Below are 19,526 nucleotides of genomic sequence, written 5' to 3' on the forward strand. Positions count from 1 at the left end.
TCGGTCCCTCAGGCGACCGTGCAGGTCTGGTCGCCCAGCCTGAAGGACGACGGTTCGGCGTTCGTCCCCGTCCAGGTGCCCGTGAAGCCGAAGGACACCGAGGAGCCGGCCGCGACCGTGCCGTTCCAGCCGACGTTCTTCGCTGTCACGGTCGCGCCGGACTGGGTCCAGTCGGCGTTCCAGAGCTGGCCGACGGTCTGGCCGTTCGGGAAGGACCAGGCCAGGGACCAGCCGGTCCAGGACGCAGAGCCGGTGTTGGTGAGCCGGACGTCCGCCTGGAAGCCGCCCGTCCACTGGTTGGTGATGCCGTAGGCGACCGTGCAGGCGCCGGCCGGGGTGGGATCCGTGCCGCCTCCGCCGTCGTCGCCGCCTCCGGCCGTGTCGCCGTAGATCACGCCCCGGCCGTTCGTGGAGACGTACACCCGGCCGTACACCCGCGGATCGCCCGTGATCGCCGCGCCCGTCCAACCCCACTGGTGGGCACCGTCGTTGATACGCGTCCAGGTCGCGCCCTTGTCCGTGGAACGGAAGATGCCGCGTACCCCGCCGATCTTCGCGCTGGTGTAGAGGGTCTGGTACGAGGCGCCGGTCGCGGCCTTGCCGAAGCCGATCGTGTCGGCCTGGTCGACGTTCGAGAGCTTGCTGAAGCTCGCCCCGCCGTCCGTCGAGTGCCACAGGCCGTACGCGCCGTCCGTGGCGCCGCCGGCCAGCCACACATCGCCCTTCGTGCCGGGCAGCGCCTTGAAACGCACGCTGTCGCCGCTGGGGAGGCCGCTCGCGGCGGACGCCGTGAAGGTGGCGCCGCCGTCCGTGCTCACGTAGAACTTCCCGGACTTGAAGCCGTAGAAGGTCTTCGGGTCGACGCGGTCCGACTCGACGGCCGCCCCGGCCGGGATCCCGCTCGATGCCGACCAGGACGAGCCGAAGCCCGTCGTGTACTGGACGCCGGTGCCCGCCGGGCTCCAGACGAACCGGCTGCCGTCGGCGGCCGCGGCGACCGTACCGCCGCCGCTCACCCCCGAAGGATCCGTCCCCGCGAACCAGTTGGCGCCGTTGTCCGTCGAGAACGCGACGTGCGGACCGGAGTCGAGATTGCCGACCCTCACCACCGTGTTGGGATTCGTCTCCGCGAAGTCCAGGCTCGTCGTGGTCGTGAAGGTGGGGGACGTGTACATCAGCGAGGGGACCTTGGTGAGGTCCGTGTGACGGAAGCCGCCGATGTCACCGAGCGCGCTGAAGAGCTGGGCTCCGCCGGACGGGGGCGCGGCCAGGTCCTCGACCGCCGTCTCCTCCAGGCCCTGCACCATCGGCTTGATCGTGAACTGGCCGCCGGAATCCCAGTCGCCCAGGTTCTCGGTGCCGTAGAGCGTCGCTCCCGTGCCGTACATCATCCGGTTCGAGTTGAACGGGTCGATCTCCAGCGCCTCTGTCATCCAGCCCAGTTTCGGGGTCTGTTCGGGCGGTGACGGGTTCGCGCCGAAGGTGAGCCACGGGCTGGACGAGACGTCCATCGTGTAGCGGTTCGAGCGGTTGGGGTACGACGTGTAGTCCCACGCCTTCGTCCAGGTCGCGCCGCTGTCCGTGGAGCGGAACAGCTGGGTGTCCGGCCACCAGGAGCTGTACGCCGTCGCCATCACCGTGCCGGGGTGCTGACGGTCGACCGTCAGTCCCGAGAAGCCGTAGTACGTGTCGGCCTCCGCCACCGGGCTGATGTCCGTCCAGGTGCCGGTCGCGGTCGCGTACCGCCACAGCCGGCCCTTGCCGCCGTCGTACGGGCCGCCCTTGTCGCTGTAGGAGAGATACAGGTAGCCGTTGACGGCGTCCAGTACGCCCTTGTGCGCGAGGTATCCCGTCGGCTGGCCGGCGAGCCGGGTCCAGGTGGCGCCCGCGTCCGTCGAGCGGTACACCGAGTTCTGCAGGTCGGCGACCCCGACGTAGACCGTCTTCGTCGCCGTACCGGCCGTACCGGTCGACTCGTCGAAGGTGACCCAGGTGATGCCCTGGTTGTCGGAGGCGTAGCCGCTGGAGTCGGCCGGATCCTGCACGTAATCACCGACGTTGGGGAAGTCGGTCACCTGCGCCCAGGTCACCCCGGAGTCCGTCGACCGCCACAGCCCCTTGCCGCTGGGCGCGCCCAGATAGAGCACGCTGTCCTTGTTCGGGTCGACCGCCAGCCGCTCGCCCATGCCCCGGCCGGGCATGTTGCCGCCCAACTTGAAGGGCAGATCGGTCTTCTGCCAGCTGGCGCCCCGGTCGGCGGAGCGCAGCACGGCCCCGTTCGTCGGGTCCCAGCTGTTGGTGTACGTCCCGACGGCCGCGTACACCTTGCTCGGATCGACCGAGTCCGAGGCCAGGCTGACCACGCCCGTATGCCCCCACTCGTCCCAGCCGACCGAGTCCAGCAACGGCGCCCAGGTCTTCGTCGACTCCTGCCAGCGGTAGGCGCCGCCGATGTCGGTACGGGCATAGACGAGGTTCCTCTCGCCGCGGTTGAAGACGATCCCGGGGACGAACCCGCCCCCGTCGATCCGGGCGTTCTTCCAGGTGTAGCTGTCGGCGGCAAGCGTGACTTTCGCGCTCTCGTGGGCGGCGAGCGCGGGCGGGGTGCCCGCGAGCAACCCGGCGGCGAGGGCCAGGACGGCGGTGAGGATGCGGGTTCTTCGCACGGGAAGTCCCTTCCGCGAGAGACGGGTAAGCGCTTTCCGAACAGGGTGAGAGTTGCCGGGCCGCCCCCAGTGCGGGTGAGGACGGCCCGGCTGCAGCGCCCCGAAGGGGCGCGGGGAACTGCGCGACCAGCCACGACGAAACCCGCAGCCGACCACCGCAATCACCGGGACTACTCAAGAAGCTCCGCGTACGACCCCATCGCCAGCGCGATGTCCGCCTGTGCCCAGAACCGGTGATACGTGAACGACGGCGCGGCCCCGCCCGCCAGGTAGCTCTCGATCTTCGACCACGCCGGGTCGTCCTGGTAGAAGGACCGCAGCGAGGCGAACGTCGACGACGAGTTGACCGCGTCGCCGTTCGGCATCTTCCCGGACCACCCGCTCGGCACGTACACGCTGTCGTCGAAGCGGTTGTAGTCGGCCCGCGTCTCCGGCACCGCGATCCCCAGGCTGTCCTGGTAGTTGGCCCACATGCCGTCGAGCAGCGCCTTGGCCGTGGACTTCGCCGTCGCGTTGCCGGACTTGGCGGCGTAGTACGTCAATGTCTTGGCGTACGCGGCCGCCACGCCCACGTCGTTCGTGTAGTCGGCGACGGTGACGTGAAGTCCGCTGTTGGGGCCGGGACTTGAGGCGTTCCAGGTGTCGGGCTGGCCCGACCACTGGAGCGTCGAGGGGATCTGGTAGCTGCCGTCCGGGTTGATCGTGGTCTTGGACAGCGCCCACGCCACCCACTTGTCGAGGACCGCCTTGGCCGTGGCGTTCCCGGTCTGCTGGTAGTACTCGGCGACCCGCTCCATCGACCAGGCCTGGAAGCCGAACCACTGGTTGGACGGCGGGTCGTGGTAGACCGGCTCCCAGTCGTAGTACATGCCGTAGAACGTCGACGTACCGGCCGGCGGACTCGCGTACCTGCCCTGCCAGCTGTTCGTCGCACCGCCCGCGATGGCGCCCTCGGAGGACTGCAGCCAGCGGTAGAACTCCAGCTGCCGGGTGAGGGACGTGCCCCAGTCCGCCGCTCCCGTCGCCGACTTGGGCTTCAGGTCGGCGTACGAACTCAACGCATAGGCGGCCAAGGGATTCTGATAGCCCCCGTGCACATGGCTGGACCCGATCCGCCACGCCCAGCCCGCACTCGTATCGGTCGCCCCGCCCCACGCGTAGTACCAGGACAGCAGATAGTCAGAGGCGTCCTTGCCGGTGCCGGCCGGGCAGGTGGACGGTCCGACGCAGTTGCCGATCTTCTTGAAGTACTTGTCGTACATGGCGTAGCGCAGGTAGTCGCCCATCTTCGCCGCCTTGCCGACGGTGGCGGAGACATCGGCGCCCTTGCCCTGCGCCTTCGCCCACACGTCCGCCCAGTACGCGGCCTGCACCGCACGCGCGTCGGCGTCCGGGGCGTCCGTGTACTTCCACTGCTTGGCGTAGGACGAGTCGCCGGTGAACAGGTCCAGGTACCCGTTCGTGCCGCCGTACTTGAAGGCGTCGCAGGTCGGCTGCGGGACCGTCTCCCACACCGACTCCTGCGCGCCGCGCTGGAAGGTGTTGATGTACGACGGCCCGTCGGCCGTCGGGCCCGCCTCACAGCCGCCGCCCGGCGTGTCGCCGTAGCCGTAGACGTTGTCGACGTCCTCCAGCCAGTGCATGCCGTAGACGTCGTCCGTGCCGTACGCGGTCTTCAGTTCGGCCGCGATCGGGTCCGAGCCCACCGGCACCGTGCTGTCCAGCTTCGCCGGGTACTCGTTCGGGGTGTCCAGCTCCGGGGCGTAGGTGGCCGGCTTGGACGCGTTGTAGAAGGAGTTGGTCGGCTGGTCGGCGTGGGTCGGGATCATGTACTTCTCCATGAGGGCCCACGCGCCGTTGAACTTGGACCAGTCGCCGGTGACCTTGCCGTACATGGCCTGTAGCCAGAGAAGGTAGCTGTAGGCCTCCGACGTGGTCTCATGACCCTGGTCCGGGGCCTCGACGATCAGTGTCTCGACCGAGTGGTACGGGATGCCCTCGGGGGAGAAGTAGCCGTTCGCCGGGTTGGTGATCTTCCCGTAGAGGTCCAGGAAGCGCGCGTCGTACGTCTTCGACGCGGCCAGCTCCGTCACGGTGACCGCGGCGCTCGTGTAGCCGGTCGCGGACGAGGTGAAGGTCGCGGTGCCGGTGCCGGCGGAGTCCGCGGCGACGGTCACCTTCTGCGCGGTGCTCCAGTTCGACGGGGTGAAGGTCAGCGACGATCCGGCGCTCACCGACAGCCCGGTGTTCCCGGCCGTCCTGGCCACCGACACCGTCACGTTCGCGGTCGGCTGCTTCGACAGGCTCACCCCGAAGGTGCCGGTCGCGCCCTGCTGGACGCCCAGCTGGGTGGGCGAGGCGACCACGGCGGGACCGGAGGCGACCGTGATGCCGACCGGGGTCGAGGACGCGGACGCGCCCAGGCTGTCGTACGCCTTCGCCACCAGCGAATGGCCGCCCACGGTCAGACCGGTGGCTGAGAGCGAGTACGGCGACGAGGTGTCCGTCCCCAGCAGCGTGGTGTCGTCGTAGAACTCCACCTTGCTGATCGTCGCGCCGTCCGCCGCCGCCGCGGTCGCCGCCAGCGGCACCGCGTCGCCCTGCGTGTAGACCGCGCCCGCGCTCGGGCTGGTCAGCACGGTGACCGGCGGCTGGTGCGCGCCGGCGCAGGTCGTGCCGTTGACCGCGAAGCCGGTAGGCGCCGCGTTGCTGCCGGTGTACGAGAACTGGGCACCCGTCGAGACCGCCGCGCCCGCCGCGATCGTGCCGTTGTACGACGCGTTCTGCACGGTGACCGAGGTGCCGGACTGGGACCAGGTGCCGTTCCAGCCGTTCGTCAGCTTCTGGTTGCCCGTGTACGCGTACGTCAGCGTCCAGCCGTTGATCGCGTCGGTACCGCGGTTGGTGAGGGTCAGGTCGGCGGTGAAGCCGGTGCCCCAGTCGTTGGTCTTGTAGTCGACGCTGCACTGGACCGTCGCCGCGTGGGCGGGGGTCGTGCCGGTGGCGAGCATCGACAGGGGCAGGGCCAGGGCGGCGATGACGGCCGTCCACAACCGTCGTACGGCTCTGCGTCTCCGCCCGGGGTGCGGGGGGTGTGCGGGATGCATGTGCTGGTTCCTCCTTGCGCTTGCGGCTCGGGAAGAAGTCAAGGCTTGAACCAGTGGGAGCGCTCCCATAGTGGAGACGTGGCATGGTGCGGTCAAGGCCGTTGAAGAGTCGAAAAGATTCGACGGACGCGCTGAGGAAAAGTCAAGCAACTCCCCTGTTCTTTGCTGTCACTTGGCGCTACCTTCCTTCGCACCAGTGGGAGCGATTCCGTTCAGTCGACGCGTCCGTCAGGACGCGCCCGAGCTGCAAGGAGTCGCTCATGCGACACCCTCCGCGTTCAGTTCTCTTAGCCGTCGCCGGTGCGGTCGCCCTCGTCGGGTCCGCGCTGGTGCCGGTGGTGTCGGCGTCCGGAGCAACGCCGGCGTGCACGGTGCGGTACACGGTCACCGGCCAGTGGGACACCGGCTTCCAGGCCTCCGTGACCCTCACCAACAACATGGCCGCCATGAGCGGTTGGAGCCTCGGCTTCGGCTTCGCCAACGGCCAGAAGATCACCCAGGGCTGGAACGCCAAGTGGTCCCAGTCCGGTACGACGGTCACCGCCACGAACGAGAGCTGGAACGGTTCGCTGGCCACCGGCGCCAGTGTCAGCGCCGGGTTCCTCGGCTCCTGGTCGGGGAGCAACGCCGTGCCGACGGCGTTCAAGCTCAACGGCACGACCTGCAAAGTCGATTCCGAACCCACTCCCACTCCGACCCCGACCGAGCCGCCCGGCACCGGCGCGGCGCCCGCCCTGCATGTCTCCGGCACCAAGCTCGTGGACGCCGGCGGCACGGCCCACCGTCTCCTCGGCGTGAACCGTTCCGGCGGCGAGTTCATGTGCGTGCAGGGATACGGGATCTGGGACGGCCCGGTGGACGACGCGGCGATCAAGGCGATCGCCGGCTGGAAGGCGAACGCGGTCCGCATCCCGCTCAACGAGGAGTGCTGGCTGGGCCTGTCCAACGTCAAGCCCGAGTACGGCGGCGCGAATTACATCAACGCGGTCAAGGACCTGGTGGCCCGCGTCGAGTCGTTCGGCATGACGCCGATCCTCGATCTGCACTGGTCCTACGGCCAGTACACCGGCAACTCCGCCGGCTGCTCCGACGTGCACGCCACCTGCCAGAAGCCGATGCCGGACGCGCAGTACAGCCCGTCCTTCTGGTCCTCGGTGGCCGGCACCTTCAAGGACGACCCGGCGGCCGTCTTCGACCTGTTCAACGAGCCGTACCCGGACCGGGCGACCTCCACCACCACCCAGGCCTGGCAGTGCTGGCGGGACGGCGGCACCTGCCCGGGTATCGGCTACGAGGTCGCCGGCATGCAGGATCTGGTGGACGCCGTCCGGTCGGCGGGCGCCAAGAACGTCATCATGATCGGCGGGCTGGCGTACTCCAACGACCTCGGCCAGTGGCCGGCGTACAAGCCCACCGACCCGGCCGGCAATCTCGTCGCCGCCTACCACGTCTACAACTTCAACACCTGTGCCAGTGAGAGCTGCTGGAACTCCACCCTCGCCCCGGTCGCGGCCCAGGTGCCGCTGGTCGCCGGGGAGATCGGCGAGAACACCTGCTCGCACGGGTTCGTGGACCAGGTCATGAAGTGGTTCGACGACCGTGGCCTGTCCTATCTGGGCTGGACCTGGAACACGTGGGACTGCTCCTCCGGCCCGTCCCTGATCTCCGACTACAGCGGTACGCCGACGGCGTACGGCGCCGGGCTGCGTGACCACCTCCAGGCCGTCAACTCCTAGCCCATCCACCGAAGAAGAAGGAACCCGCACTCATGAGTCGTACCAGAACAGCGGTACTCGCCGCCCTGGCGCTCGTCGCCGGGGCGTCCGGGCCGGCGTTCGCCGTGACCCCCTCCTCGGCGGCGGCGGTCGCCGCGATCCCCTGCACCGTCGACTACAAGATCCAGAACGACTGGGGCGCCGGCTTCACCGCCGCCGTCACCGTCACCAACAACTCGGCGGCGAAGTCGAGTTGGGCGGTGAAGTGGTCGTACGCCGGGAACCAGAAGGTGACCAGCTTCTGGAACAGCAAGATCACCCAGAGCGGCACGTCCGTCACCGCGGCCAACGAGACCTACAACGGCACGCTGGCCACCGGCGGTTCGGTCAGCTTCGGCTTCAACGGGTCCTACAGCGGCACCAACGCGCTCCCGACCGCCTTCACCCTCGACGGCGTCACCTGCAACGTCGACGACGGCAGCGGCGGGGGCGGCGGGGACAACGGGGGCGGTGGCAGCGGCACCCGCGTCGACAATCCGTACTCCGGTGCCAAGGTCTACGTGAACCCCGAGTGGTCCGCGAAGGCCGCCGCCGAGACGGGCGGCAGCCGGATCTCCAACCAGCCCACCGGCGTCTGGCTGGACCGCATCGCCGCCATCGCGGGCGTGAACGGAGGCATGGGTCTGCGCGCCCACCTGGACGCCGCCCTCGCCCAGAAGGGCAGCGGCGAAGAGGTCGTCCAGCTGGTCGTCTACGACCTGCCCGGACGGGACTGCGCGGCCCTCGCCTCCAACGGCGAACTCGGGCCGACGGAGATCGACAAGTACAAGACGCAGTTCATCGACCCGATCGCGACGATCCTCGCCGACCCCAAGTACGCCTCGCTGCGAATCGTCACCACCATCGAGATCGACTCGCTGCCCAACCTGGTCACCAACACCGGCAGCCGCGCCACCGCCACCGCCAACTGCGACACCATGCTCGCCAACGGCAACTACGTGAAGGGCGTCGGCTACGCGCTCGCCAAACTCGGCGCGATCCCGAACGTCTACAACTACCTCGACGCCGGCCACCACGGCTGGATCGGCTGGGACGACAACTTCGCCCCGTCGGCCACCCTGTTCAAGCAGGCGGCCACCAGCGAGGGCGCGACCGTCGACGACGTGGCCGGGTTCATCACCAACACGGCCAACTACAGCGCCCTGAAGGAGAACAACTTCACCATCAACGACACGGTGAACGGCACCTCCGTCCGCCAGTCCAAGTGGGTCGACTGGAACCGGTACGTCGACGAGCTGTCCTTCGCCCAGGCCTTCCGCACCCAGCTGGTCTCGGTCGGTTTCAACTCCGGCATCGGCATGCTGATCGACACCTCCCGCAACGGCTGGGGCGGCAGCGCCCGCCCGACCGGACCCGGCGCGACGACCAGCGTGGACACCTACGTCGACGGCGGCCGCTACGACCGCCGGATCCACATCGGCAACTGGTGCAACCAGTCCGGCGCCGGCCTCGGCGAGCGCCCGCAGGCCGGCCCGGCCACCGGGATCGACGCCTACGTCTGGATGAAGCCCCCGGGCGAGTCCGACGGCTCCAGCACCGCCATCGCCAACGACGAGGGCAAGGGCTTCGACCGGATGTGCGACCCGACATACACGGGCAACGCCCGCAACGGCAACAGCATGTCCGGTGCCCTGCCGAACGCGCCGCTGTCCGGGCACTGGTTCTCCGCCCAGTTCCAGCAGCTGATGGCGAACGCCTACCCGCCGCTGTAGGCGCCGCCGGCTGAGCCGCATGGTGAAACAGCCCCGCGCCCCTTTGGGGCGCGGTGTCCGCCGGGGTCAGTCCGTGAGGGCCAGGCCCCGGCGGACCGCGCGTTCGACCGGCGAGTGGTTCCCGTCGGGGCGGTCCAGCACGAGGGGCGCGTTCAGGTACAGGGGCGGCTGGGCCAGGAAGCGCGGACGGGTGCCGTGGTTCGGCTGGGCGGCATGGACCAGGAACGGGTGGCACAGGTAGACGTCGCCCGGCCGGCCGGTGGCGAGGGCGACCGGGCGGTGCGCGGAGGCCGCCGCCACCTGCGGGCCGAGCTCGCCCAGCGTGGCACCCTCCGCGCCGTACGGCTCCAGGATCCGGGGCACGTCCAGGTGCGAGCCGACCCGGATGCGGGTCGGGGCGTCCGCCTCGGTCACCTCGCTGAACAGGAACAGCATCAGCAGGGCGCGCTCCCTTGACCACACGTTGGCGTACCAGTCGGTGGCACCCTCCGGCATGAAGCTCGTGTCGATGTGCCAGCCCGCGTCGTCCGGCTCCTCCCGGTGCGGGAACCGCAGCGGGAAGGCACCCAGCGAATAGCGCGGGTCCCAGCGCCGCTCACCGACCAGCAGGTCGAACGCCCGGTGCAGCGCAGGGGAGTTGGGGGCGGCGGCGAAGGGGCCGTCGGCCAGGCCTGCCACCCAGACCACCGGGTCCTGCCAGGTGCCCGGGTCCTCGGGGTCGTACCCCGTCTCCTGCCACAGCCGCCGGGCGCAGCCCTCGGCGACCCGGGGTGCGACGGCCCCCTCGATCTTCACGAAACCGTCGGTCAGGAAACGCTCCACCAACTCGTCGTCCATTCGCCCATCGTGGCCCGCCGGTCTTGCCGTCCGCATCCTCTTTTTTGCCGCACCGGCAACAGGGCTGGCCTCCGGGCGGTGCGTCGGCGCACCCTGGCGGCACCCGGACGAGAGGCTGCTCCCATGGCGCACGATCACCACCACCAGCACACCGACACCCACGCCCACACGCACACCCACACCGACATCGACTGGGCCGAGATGGCCCCGCACCTGGAGTCGCAGGCGGAGCTGTTCGCCCCGCTCTACGAGAACGCCCTGGGCTGGCTCGGCAAGGAGGTCACCGAGCCGGGGCTGATCGTCGACGTGGGCAGCGGGCCGGGCGTGGTGTCGTGTCTGTTCGCCGAGGTCTTCCCGGGTGCGCGGGTGCTGGCCGTGGACGGCAGCGAACCGCTCCTCGACCGGGCCACGGCCCGCGCCGAGCGGCTGGGCGTGGGGGACCGGTTCGGTGTCCTCGCCGGTGAACTGCCGGGCGTCCTGGACAAGCTGGACTACCCGGCGGATCTCCTGTGGGCCGGGCACAGCCTGCACCACCTCGGCGACCAGCGGGCCGCGCTCACCGCCTTCGGCGAGCGGCTGGCCCCCGGCGGCACCCTGGCCATCCTCGAAGGCGGCCTGCCCAGCCGCTTCCTGCCCCGTGACATCGGCATCGGCCGGGCCGGACTACAGGCACGGCTGGACGCGCTGCAGGAGGAGTGGTTCGCGCGGATGCGCACCGACCTGCCCGGAGCGGTCGCCGAGGCCGAGGACTGGCCCGCGCTGCTCGGCTCCGCAGGGCTCAGGTACGCCCGCAGCCGCAGCTTCCTCATCGACCTGCCCGCCCCGGCCTCCGACCGGGCCCGCGCCTACGTGACCGAGATCCTCTCCCGGCTGCGCGACACCGTCGGCGAGGGTCTGGACGCCGACGACCGTGCCACCCTGGACCGCCTCCTCGATCCGGCCGACCCGGCGAGCGTCCACCGCAGGTCCGACGTGTTCGTCCTCGGCGCCCGGACGGTGCACACCGCCGTACGGCCCGTCTAGCAGCGGCGCGCGTACACGCTCACCCGCGCTCCCCGCACCGCCCGTGTCCCGCACTCCTCGAACCGCTCGGCGAGCGTCCTGCGCTTCATGACCTCACCTGGCGCGGTGTCCGGCGGCTGTCCCACCGGATCCCGCAGTACGACGACCCGGTGCGCGGTGAGCAGCCGGGCCCGGATCACGGACGGGCCGGCCTCCGTGCCGTACAGCGTTCCGGAGGCCGCGGGGGCGCGGGCCAGAGCGAGGTCGCGCAGTCCCCGCACGGTGCCCGGGTCGGCGAGCGACCAGACCCGGCGGCGGGCGGGCAGATAGAGGATCCCGTCGGCGCCCGCGCCCGCCGTACGCACGGCCGCGCCGATGGCGGTGACATCGTCCAGGCGGCTGCCGGGGGTGCGCAGATACGTGGTGACGGGCAGCAGCGCGGCGACGGCCACGCCGACGCCGAGCAGCGCGGCCGCCCGGCGCGGACCGCCGGCCCGGATCAGCCGGTCCAGGGCGGCACCGGCCAGCAGCGCGGTGCCCGCCTGGCCGTAGAGGACGTACCGGTCGACGTACAACGGCTTGGCCGGCGACACCAGCATCAGCAGCCCGGCGGGCAGCACGGTGAGCGGCAGGGCCAGCCGGACCAGCGGCCTCGGCAGCACCGCCGCGCAGGCGCAGCTGAGCAGCGCGACCCCGCCGAAGCCCAGCAGCGCCCCGGCCCCGAGCCTGCCGATCCACGCCACCTGCGCCGACTGCCGCACGCTCAGGACGGCGAGGGGCGCCAGCGCGGCGACGACCGCGCCGGCCGCCCTCAGCCATGCACGCCGGGCCTCGCGGGGTACGGCCACGGCGTGCGCGGCGAGTGCCAGTACCGCGAACTCGTGCAGCAGACAGGCGGTCAGCAGCACCGCGCCGTAGCCGGCCCAGGCCCGGGCGGTGCCGGCGTCCACCGCCCGTACCAGCAGACATGTCGCCCAGACGACGAGGGCGCAGACCAGCGCGTACGACCTGCCCTCCTGCGCATAGCGCTGGACCGGCGGCAGCACCGCGAACACCAGCCCGGCGAGCAGCCCCGCGCGCGGGCCCGCGTACCGGGCGCCGAGCAGGGCGAGCAGTCCGGCCGTGACGGCGACGGCCAGCACGGAGGGCAGCCGCAGCACGAGCAGCGGGTCGGCACCGGGGAAGAGCCGGAACAGGGCGTGGACGAGGAGGTAGTAGAGGCCGTGCACGGCGTCGGCTCGCTCCAACGTGCGCGCCAGATCCGGGAGCGCGCGTCGGGACAGGTCGTAGCTGACCACCTCGTCCCGCCACAGGGCGCCGTCGCGTCTGATCCCCCACAGACCGAGGGCGAGGGAGAGGAAGACCGGGGCGAGAGCGGGTACGGGTCGGTGCCGCGCCCGGGCCGGAACGGGCGGGGGCGCGGTGCGGTCGGCGTGCAGGGTGGCGATGGCGGGCTCCGGTGCAGGTCGGGGGCTTGTGCACCGGCGAGTTCAGCGGCCGGGGACTTGATGGGCAGCCCCGAACCGGCTCTCCTGTCAATCCCGGTTAGGTTGGGGAGAGTTGCTGTCGACGGGGGAGACGTGGATGGGGCGCCGGGAGAAACCGCTTGATCCCGCGGCGGGGGCGGTGGAGCGGTTCGCTTTCGAGCTGCGCAAGCTGCGGGACGAGGCGGGTACGCCGACCTACCGGGCGATGGGGCTGCGGGCCGGTTACTCGGGGCCCACGCTCTCGGCGGCGGCCGCCGGGGCGCGGCTGCCCACACTCCCCGTGGTCACGGCCTACGTCGTCGCGTGCGGCGGCGACCCCGAGGAGTGGGAGCGGCGCTGGCGGACGGCCGCCGCCGAGGCCGCCGGCACCCGGCTCGCCGAGGACGACGAGCCCTGTCCCTATCCCGGCCTCGCCCGGTTCGAGGCCGGTGACCGGGACCACTTCCACGGTCGCGACGAACTGATCGCCGAACTGGTCGCGCACACCCGCCGCAGCCGTGTCGGGGCGGTGGTCGGCGCCTCGGGCAGCGGCAAGTCGTCCCTCCTGCGGGCCGGGCTCGTCCCCGCCTTGCGGGAGGCCGGGGACCCGGAGCGGCGCCCCGCCGTCATCCGGATCCTCACCCCGGGCGCCCACCCCGCCCGCACCCACCCGGCACTCCTCACCCCGCACGACGCCCCCGGCGACACCCTGCTCGTCGTCGACCAGTTCGAGGAGGTCTTCGCGCTCTGCGCCGACCCGGCCGAACGCGAGCTGTTCATCGGCCGGTTGCTGCGGCCGGACCCCCGGCTGCGCGTACTGCTCGCCGTGCGCGCCGACTTCTACCGGCACTGCGCCGAACATCCCCTGCTCGCCGAGGCGTTGCGGGACTCCACCCTGCTCGTCGGCCCGTTGGCGCCGCAGCGGCTCCGGGAGGTGGTGGTCCGGCCCGCGGCAGCCCGGCAGCACATCGTCGAACGCGCCCTGACCGCCCGGATCGTCGCCGACGTCGCCGGTCAACCCGGCGGACTGCCGCTCATGGCCCACGCCCTGCGCGAGGTCTGGCGACGGCGCTCCGCCAAGACCCTGACCCTCGCCGCCTACGAGGCGGTCGGCGGCGTCCGGGGCGCCGTCGCCCACACCGCCGAGGAACTCCACGCCCGCTGCACCCCCGCCGAGGCGGCGGCCGTCCGCGCCCTGCTGCTGCGCATGGTCACCCCGGGCGACGGCACCGGAGACACCCGGCGCCCGGCACAGCGCGCCGAACTCGGCACCGACCCCACCACCGCCCATGTCCTCGAACGCCTGGTCATGGCACGCCTGTTGACCGTCGACGGCGACACGGTCGACCTCGCCCACGAGGCCCTGCTCGGTGCCTGGCCCCGGCTGCGCGGCTGGATCGACGCCGACCGCGAACGCCTGCGTGCCCACCGCCGGCTCACCGAGGCGGCGGCCGCCTGGGCCGGGCTGGAGCGGGACGCGGGGGCGCTGTACCGGGGGGCCCGCCTGACCGAGGCGCGGGAGGCCTTCGCCGAAGCGGGTTCCTACCAGGGGGAGTTGAGCCTGCTTGAGCGGGAGTTCCTGACGGCGAGCGTCGAGTCGTACGAACGCGGGCAGCGGGCCTCCGTGCGGGCCGGGCGCCGGCTGCGGGCGCTGACCGGTGCGCTCGCCGTCCTGCTGTGTCTGGCCCTGGCCGCGGGTGCCGTCGCCTGGCGGCAGAGCGGGATCAGCGCGCGGCAGCGGGACCAGGCCGAGGCCCGCCGGGTGGCCGCCCTCGCCGACGGCCTGCGTACCGCCGAACCGCGCACCGCGATGCGCCTCGCCCTGGCCGCCTGGCGTACCGCCGACCTGCCGGAGACCCGGCAGGCGCTGCGGACGGCGGCCGCGCAGAGCGAACAGGACCTGTTCGTCCAGCCCGAGGAGGGCGGCCGGGCCCTGAACGCACCCGTGTGGCTCAGCACGGACGGGCGGATCCTGACGGCGGTGGCGCACGACCGGGCCGTGCAGTGGGACGTCCGCTCCCACCGGCGCATCCACTCCCTCAGCCGACCCGGCCTGTCCGACGGGGTGATCGCGGTCAGCGACGACGGCCGGCTGATCGCCTCCCGGGCGCCCGGCGGCACCGGCACGGTGATCCGCTCGCTCGCCGACGGCCGCACCCGGCGGCTGGCGACCGGTCCCTGGCGGGACGCCGACGGGATGTTCGGGCCGAACGGACACACTTTCCTGGTGCGACGCCTCGCCCACGACCGGGGAAGCGACCGGGCGACCCTGGACCTGTGGGACGCGGACGCCGCCACGGACGCCGACGACGCGCACCGGCGACACCCGCTCCACCGTTACGCCCACGGCGAGGACGACGGCCCGCTGCCCCTGCCGAGCCCGGACGAGCGGTACCTCGCCTGGTGCGGTCAGGACGGCACCAGGCTGCGTGTCCTCGACCTCGTGGCGGGGCGCCTGCTCTCCGCCCGCCCGCCCCGGTCCACCGAGAAGCTGCTCTGCCAGGGGCAGGAGGTCGTCTTCACCCCGGACGGTCACGCCGTCGCGGCCGCCACCCGAGTGGGCGTGGTGACCTGGGACTTCCGCACCGGCCGGGAACGCCCCCGGCTGCCGTTCGCCGGCGGCGCGAACACCGTCGTCTTCCACGGCGCCTACGCCCTGACCTGGACCCCGGGCTCCCTCGCCCTGTGGCGCACGGACCTCCCGGACCCCGCCGACGGCGGCCCGCGCACGCCCCTGCTCACCTATCCGGTGGCCGGCTCGGCCGTCGGCGGGCTCCGGCTGGACCCGTCGGCGGGCGTCCTGCGCTATCTGCAGGACGGCAGGACCAGCGCCGTGCACACCCTCTCGCTGCACGGGCTGACGGGCTCGGCCTGGCGGCGGAAGGCGGCGGTCCGGGCGGCGTTCGACACGCGCGGCAGGCCCGTGGCGGCCGCCGGACCGCCGGTCGTGAACCGGGAGCACACCGTCGGCGCCGACCCCACCGGCCGCACCGCGCTGACCTACGAGGGCGGGCTCGTGGACGTCACGACCGGCAGGCGGCGAACGGGTGGAGTGACGGGGGAGGACCTGCTGCGCACCGCCGCGTTCAGCCCCGACGCCCGCTATCTGGCCGCCGAGGATCTGGTCGGCAGGGTCACCCTGTGGGACGCGCACACCTGGCGCAGGCTCGCGGTGCTCAGAGCGGCCGGTGCCACCGTGGTCCCGTCGGCCCTGGCGTTCTCCGCCGACGGGACACTGCTCGCGGCGAGCACCGCCGACGGTTCGGCACAGGTGTGGGAGACGGCCCGCACCCGGCTGGACCCGGCGACCGTGCCGGCCGGTGACGGACCGGTCCTCGCCCTCGGATTCACCCCGGACGCGCGGGAGTTGCACATCATCACGCCTCATCTCGCCGTCCGGAGCGTTCCGTTGCGGCCCGAGGAGAGTGCGAGCGAGCTGTGCGCCCGGGCGGACGGGGGTCCGACGCGGGCGCAGTGGCGGCGGTACCTGCCCTCCGTGCCGTACCGCGCGACCTGCGGTGGTTGACATCGAGAGCGCTCGAAGTGATGGACTCCGGCCGATCGCCAACCACAGGGGGAAAGCCATGAACGACTCTCCGGTCGCGCTCATCACCGGCGGCGGCAGCGGTATCGGCGCCGCCGTCGGGCGTCAACTGCTGGACGCGGGGCACCGGGTGGCCGTCACCGGGCTGGGGCGAGCAGCGGCTGCGCGACTTCGCCAGTGAACTCGGCGACCCGGAGGGCCTGTTGACCATCGTGGGTGACAGCGCCGAGTACGCCGACGTGCAGGCGGCGGTCGACAGCACGCTCAAGGCGTACGGCCGGCTCGACACCGTCGTCGCCAACGCCGGTTTCGCCACCCACGACACCGTCGCCGACGGTGACCCGGCGGGCTGAGCCGAGATGGTCCTCACCAACGTCCTCGGCCCCGCCCTGCTGATCCGGGCCTCCGTCGACGCCCTGAAGGCGAGCCGCGGGCGGATCGTCCTGGTCGGCAGCGTCGCCGGGTTCGTGAACACGCCCGGCAATCTGTACGGCGTGACCATGGGGGTCCCCCCCGCTCGAGTGAATTCGAGAGTGGGGGAGGGCGGTCACCGGGCTCGCGGAGAACACCCGTCGCCAGGTCACCGAGTTCGGCATCGGCGTCACGCTGGTCGCGCCGGGCCGGGTGGAGACCCCGTTCTGGGACGCCAACGGCAGCCTGCCGCCCGCCCTCCCCGGGTCAGTTGCTGGCCAGGAACTGCTTCGCCAGTTGGTCGCCGAGGGACACCGCCGCGCTGTGGCTCTCGATGGGGGAGACCTTGGAGTTCTTGAACAGGATGTAGGTGACGCCGGAGTCGGCACCGCCGGTCGCCGGGTCGGGGTCGATGCCGAGCGCCTTGGCGGTGGCGTACGACGCCTCGCCGATGATCTTCGTGGGGCCGGTGTCGCCGACCACCGCGTACTCGACCTTGTTGTTGTAGATGACGGCGACCACGCCGCCGCCCTTTATGCCGGCACTGGAGTAGTTCCAGATGCTGCTGGAGCTGGGCACCACGACGTACGGCAGCGACTCGGCCTTGAGCGGCTTGCCGTCGGACTGGTGGAACGCGGTGTCGTCCTGGTACCAGGGGTCGCGGTCCTCGTTGCAGTTGGTGGTGCGCTGGCCGTCGCAGTCGATGTCCATGTCGGACTTCCAGAACACCGCGCCGTTCTTGCCGCACACGGGAATGGTGGCCGAGGTCTCGTCGTCGGTCTTGTACTTGCCGCTGGAGATCTGGGAGCAGGAGGTCACCTTGGAGAGCAGGTCGGCCGCGCTGACCGAGCCCTCCTGGGCGGACTTCGGGACGGTGCTGCCGGACGCGCTCGCGGGAAGCACTCCGGCGGCCAGCAGTGCGGCCCCGGAGGCCGCGGCGAGGGTCAGTGTTCGGATGCGCACTGTGGGGGGTGCCCTTCTGTTAGGAAAGTTTCCTGACCGGGTGCCGTACAAGGTGGCCCCGGCTGCATGTCCGCGTCAACCCCTGGGTGTGAACTAGAGAAATTGTCATGCATTGCGACGATATGAAGCCCGGGGAACACTGGTGGGGCAGGACATTCCGAACATTTATGCAGGAGCCGTGCGAGGGTTGAGCGGTGGCTCCGGTGGCTCCGGTGGCTCCTGGGAGGCGAGGGGTCATGTTCGTACGCACGGTGTACGCCACCGGCGATCCGGCGCAGATCGAGTCCGCCATCCGGGCGCTGAACAGCGAAGGGCGCAGTCTGCTGGAGGAACGCCCCGAGTACCGGGGCTCGGGCGTCTTCGTCGACCGGGATCTGGGCAAACTGCTCGCGGTGAGCTGGTGGGGCTCAGAGGAGGCCCGGCGCAACAGCGACCAGGTGATGCGCGAGCGGCGCGGGCCGATGCTGGAGCCGTTCGCGGGCACCGTCGCCGTCGAGAACTACGAGGTGGCCGTCTTCCACACGGTGCAGCTGCCGAGGGTGGGCGGCGGAGTGCGGATGACCAGGGTGGAGTTCGACCCGGCCGACGCGGATCTGTTCGTCGAGACGTTCCGGTCGTCGGCGATACCCCGCTTGGAGACCCTGCCCGGTTTCGCGCGGTGTGCCCTGTTCGTCGACCGGCGGCTGGGCCGGGGCACGGTCGGTGTGCTCTTCGTCGACCGCGCCTCGATGGTCGCGTCCCGCGGTGGCCAGGCGGCGGCCCGGCGCCAGGACGTCGCCAAGGCGCATGTGACCGTGGTCGCCCTGGAGGAGTTCGAGGTCGTCCACGCGGACGTGCACTCCGACTGACGCGCTCCGCACCGGAGTCGCGGAACGAGCAGGGGAACGCGAGCGGCCGTCCCGCCGAGAACACGGCGGGACGGCCGGTGTGCACCCGGGCTGCCGCTCAGCCCATGTCGAAGGTGGCCGGGTCCGGGCCGATGCGGCGGTCCTCGTTGAGCGCGCTGATCGCGGCGAGGTCCTCGGTGTCCAGGCTGAAGTCGAACACCTCGATGTTCTCCTTGATCCGGGACGGTGTGACGGACTTCGGGATCACCACGTTGCCCAGCTGGATGTGCCAGCGCAGCACGACCTGGGCCGGGGTGCGGTTGTGCTTCTGTGCGATGGCGACGATCGCCGGCACCTCCAGCAGGCCCTTGCCCTGGCCGAGCGGGGACCAGGCCTCGGTGGCGATGCCCTGCTCGGCGTGGAACTCCCGAGCCGCGTGCTGCTGCAGGTGCGGGTGCAGTTCGATCTGGTTGACCGCCGGGATGACCGACGTCTCCTCGATCAGCCGCTCCAGGTGCTCCGGGAGGAAGTTGGAGACGCCGATCGCCTTGACGAGGCCGTCGGTCAGCAGCTGCTCGAACGCCTTGTAGGAGTCGATGTACTTGCCCCGGGCAGGCAGCGGCCAGTGGATGAGGTACAGGTCCAGGTAGTCCAGACCCAGCTTCGCCAGCGACGCGTCGAAGGCGCGCAGCGTGGCGTCGTACCCCTGGTCGGCGTTCCAGAGCTTGGTGGTGACGAACAAGTCCTCGCGGGGGACGGCGGAGGCGGCGATGGCCTTGCCGGTGCCCTCTTCGTTGCCGTAGATCGCCGCTGTGTCGATGCTGCGGTACCCGGCCTCCAGTGCCGTGGCGACGGCCCGCTCGGCCTCGTCGTCCGGCACCTGCCACACACCGAAGCCCAGCTGGGGCATCTCGACGCCGTTGTTGAGGATTTTCGGGGGGACCTTGCTGCTCACGAGCTCTCGATCCTTAGGTTGTCGACAGGTGGAACTCCCATCGTCAACGATCACCGGCCGTGATGCATTCCTGAGCCCGGAATCCGCCGGAACCGAGCGGTGAGTCAGCCTCCCGGGACGGAGATTGGCCGGAAATGCATCCGACCTTATGGGTCCGGACCATTGACCGCGGCCCGTTTCTGTCGAGACTCTGGTTCGCATCGTCGGACGTATCGCTGAACCCAGTACAGGGATGTGAACCATCCTGTGGGTTTTCCAGCG

The 19,526-nt window shown here is 71.3% G+C and carries 11 protein-coding genes and 1 pseudogene; 6 read left to right on the forward strand and 6 right to left on the reverse strand.

Annotated features, from left to right (window positions below; translation table 11 throughout):
• Positions 1-8 precede the first annotated feature (8 nt).
• The gene (locus ACZ5K7_RS25200; RefSeq protein ID WP_468916346.1) at positions 9-2,666 is read right to left on the reverse strand and encodes a cellulose binding domain-containing protein; all 2,658 of its coding nucleotides are present in this window, start codon (positions 2,664-2,666) and stop codon (positions 9-11) included.
• A gap of 170 nt (positions 2,667-2,836) precedes the next feature.
• Positions 2,837-5,773, reverse strand: coding sequence for a glycoside hydrolase family 48 protein (locus ACZ5K7_RS25205; protein WP_468916349.1), 2,937 nt, complete (start codon positions 5,771-5,773; stop codon positions 2,837-2,839).
• A gap of 260 nt (positions 5,774-6,033) precedes the next feature.
• Here ACZ5K7_RS25205 and ACZ5K7_RS25210 point away from each other — a divergent pair, with 260 nt between their 5' ends.
• Together ACZ5K7_RS25210 and ACZ5K7_RS25215 are read left to right on the forward strand one after the other, a co-directional pair.
• Positions 6,034-7,509: a cellulose binding domain-containing protein gene (locus ACZ5K7_RS25210; RefSeq protein ID WP_468916352.1), complete on the forward strand. Its 1,476-nt coding sequence runs from the start codon at positions 6,034-6,036 to the stop codon at positions 7,507-7,509.
• A gap of 32 nt (positions 7,510-7,541) precedes the next feature.
• Positions 7,542-9,260: a glycoside hydrolase family 6 protein gene (locus ACZ5K7_RS25215; protein WP_468916355.1), complete on the forward strand. Its 1,719-nt coding sequence runs from the start codon at positions 7,542-7,544 to the stop codon at positions 9,258-9,260.
• A gap of 66 nt (positions 9,261-9,326) precedes the next feature.
• On the opposite strand, the gene ACZ5K7_RS25220 is transcribed toward ACZ5K7_RS25215, so the two are convergent.
• The gene (locus ACZ5K7_RS25220) at positions 9,327-10,097 is read right to left on the reverse strand and encodes a phytanoyl-CoA dioxygenase family protein (RefSeq protein ID WP_351699083.1); all 771 of its coding nucleotides are present in this window, start codon (positions 10,095-10,097) and stop codon (positions 9,327-9,329) included.
• Between the two features lie 123 nt (positions 10,098-10,220).
• Between ACZ5K7_RS25220 and ACZ5K7_RS25225 the strand changes: the two genes are divergently transcribed.
• Positions 10,221-11,120, forward strand: a complete 900-nt coding sequence (locus ACZ5K7_RS25225; RefSeq protein WP_351699085.1) for a class I SAM-dependent methyltransferase — start codon at positions 10,221-10,223, stop codon at positions 11,118-11,120.
• On the opposite strand, the gene ACZ5K7_RS25230 is transcribed toward ACZ5K7_RS25225, so the two are convergent.
• Positions 11,117-12,397 (reverse strand): glycosyltransferase family 39 protein, encoded by a 1,281-nt coding sequence (locus tag ACZ5K7_RS25230; protein ID WP_468916360.1) that lies wholly within the window; start codon positions 12,395-12,397, stop codon positions 11,117-11,119. The genes ACZ5K7_RS25225 and ACZ5K7_RS25230 overlap by 4 nt on opposite strands.
• Before the next feature lie 286 nt (positions 12,398-12,683).
• Here ACZ5K7_RS25230 and ACZ5K7_RS25235 point away from each other — a divergent pair, with 286 nt between their 5' ends.
• Together ACZ5K7_RS25235 and ACZ5K7_RS25240 are read left to right on the forward strand one after the other, a co-directional pair.
• Positions 12,684-16,091: an nSTAND1 domain-containing NTPase gene (locus ACZ5K7_RS25235; protein WP_468916363.1), complete on the forward strand. Its 3,408-nt coding sequence runs from the start codon at positions 12,684-12,686 to the stop codon at positions 16,089-16,091.
• Positions 16,092-16,149: 58 nt separating this feature from the next.
• Positions 16,150-16,775 (forward strand): annotated as a pseudogene (locus ACZ5K7_RS25240) (SDR family oxidoreductase); the annotation flags it as partial.
• Between the two features lie 12 nt (positions 16,776-16,787).
• Here the strand turns inward: ACZ5K7_RS25240 and ACZ5K7_RS25245 are convergent.
• Positions 16,788-17,483: a glycoside hydrolase family 75 protein gene (locus ACZ5K7_RS25245; RefSeq protein WP_450973198.1), complete on the reverse strand. Its 696-nt coding sequence runs from the start codon at positions 17,481-17,483 to the stop codon at positions 16,788-16,790.
• Positions 17,484-17,719: 236 nt separating this feature from the next.
• Here ACZ5K7_RS25245 and ACZ5K7_RS25250 point away from each other — a divergent pair, with 236 nt between their 5' ends.
• Positions 17,720-18,331: a hypothetical protein gene (locus ACZ5K7_RS25250; protein WP_351699093.1), complete on the forward strand. Its 612-nt coding sequence runs from the start codon at positions 17,720-17,722 to the stop codon at positions 18,329-18,331.
• A 97-nt stretch (positions 18,332-18,428) separates the two neighbouring features.
• Here ACZ5K7_RS25250 and ACZ5K7_RS25255 read toward each other — a convergent pair whose 3' ends face one another.
• Positions 18,429-19,265: an aldo/keto reductase gene (locus tag ACZ5K7_RS25255; protein WP_351699095.1), complete on the reverse strand. Its 837-nt coding sequence runs from the start codon at positions 19,263-19,265 to the stop codon at positions 18,429-18,431.
• Between the last annotated feature and the right edge of the window lie 261 nt (positions 19,266-19,526).

The sequence above is a fragment of the Streptomyces sp. NPDC031497 genome, from assembly GCF_055580905.1.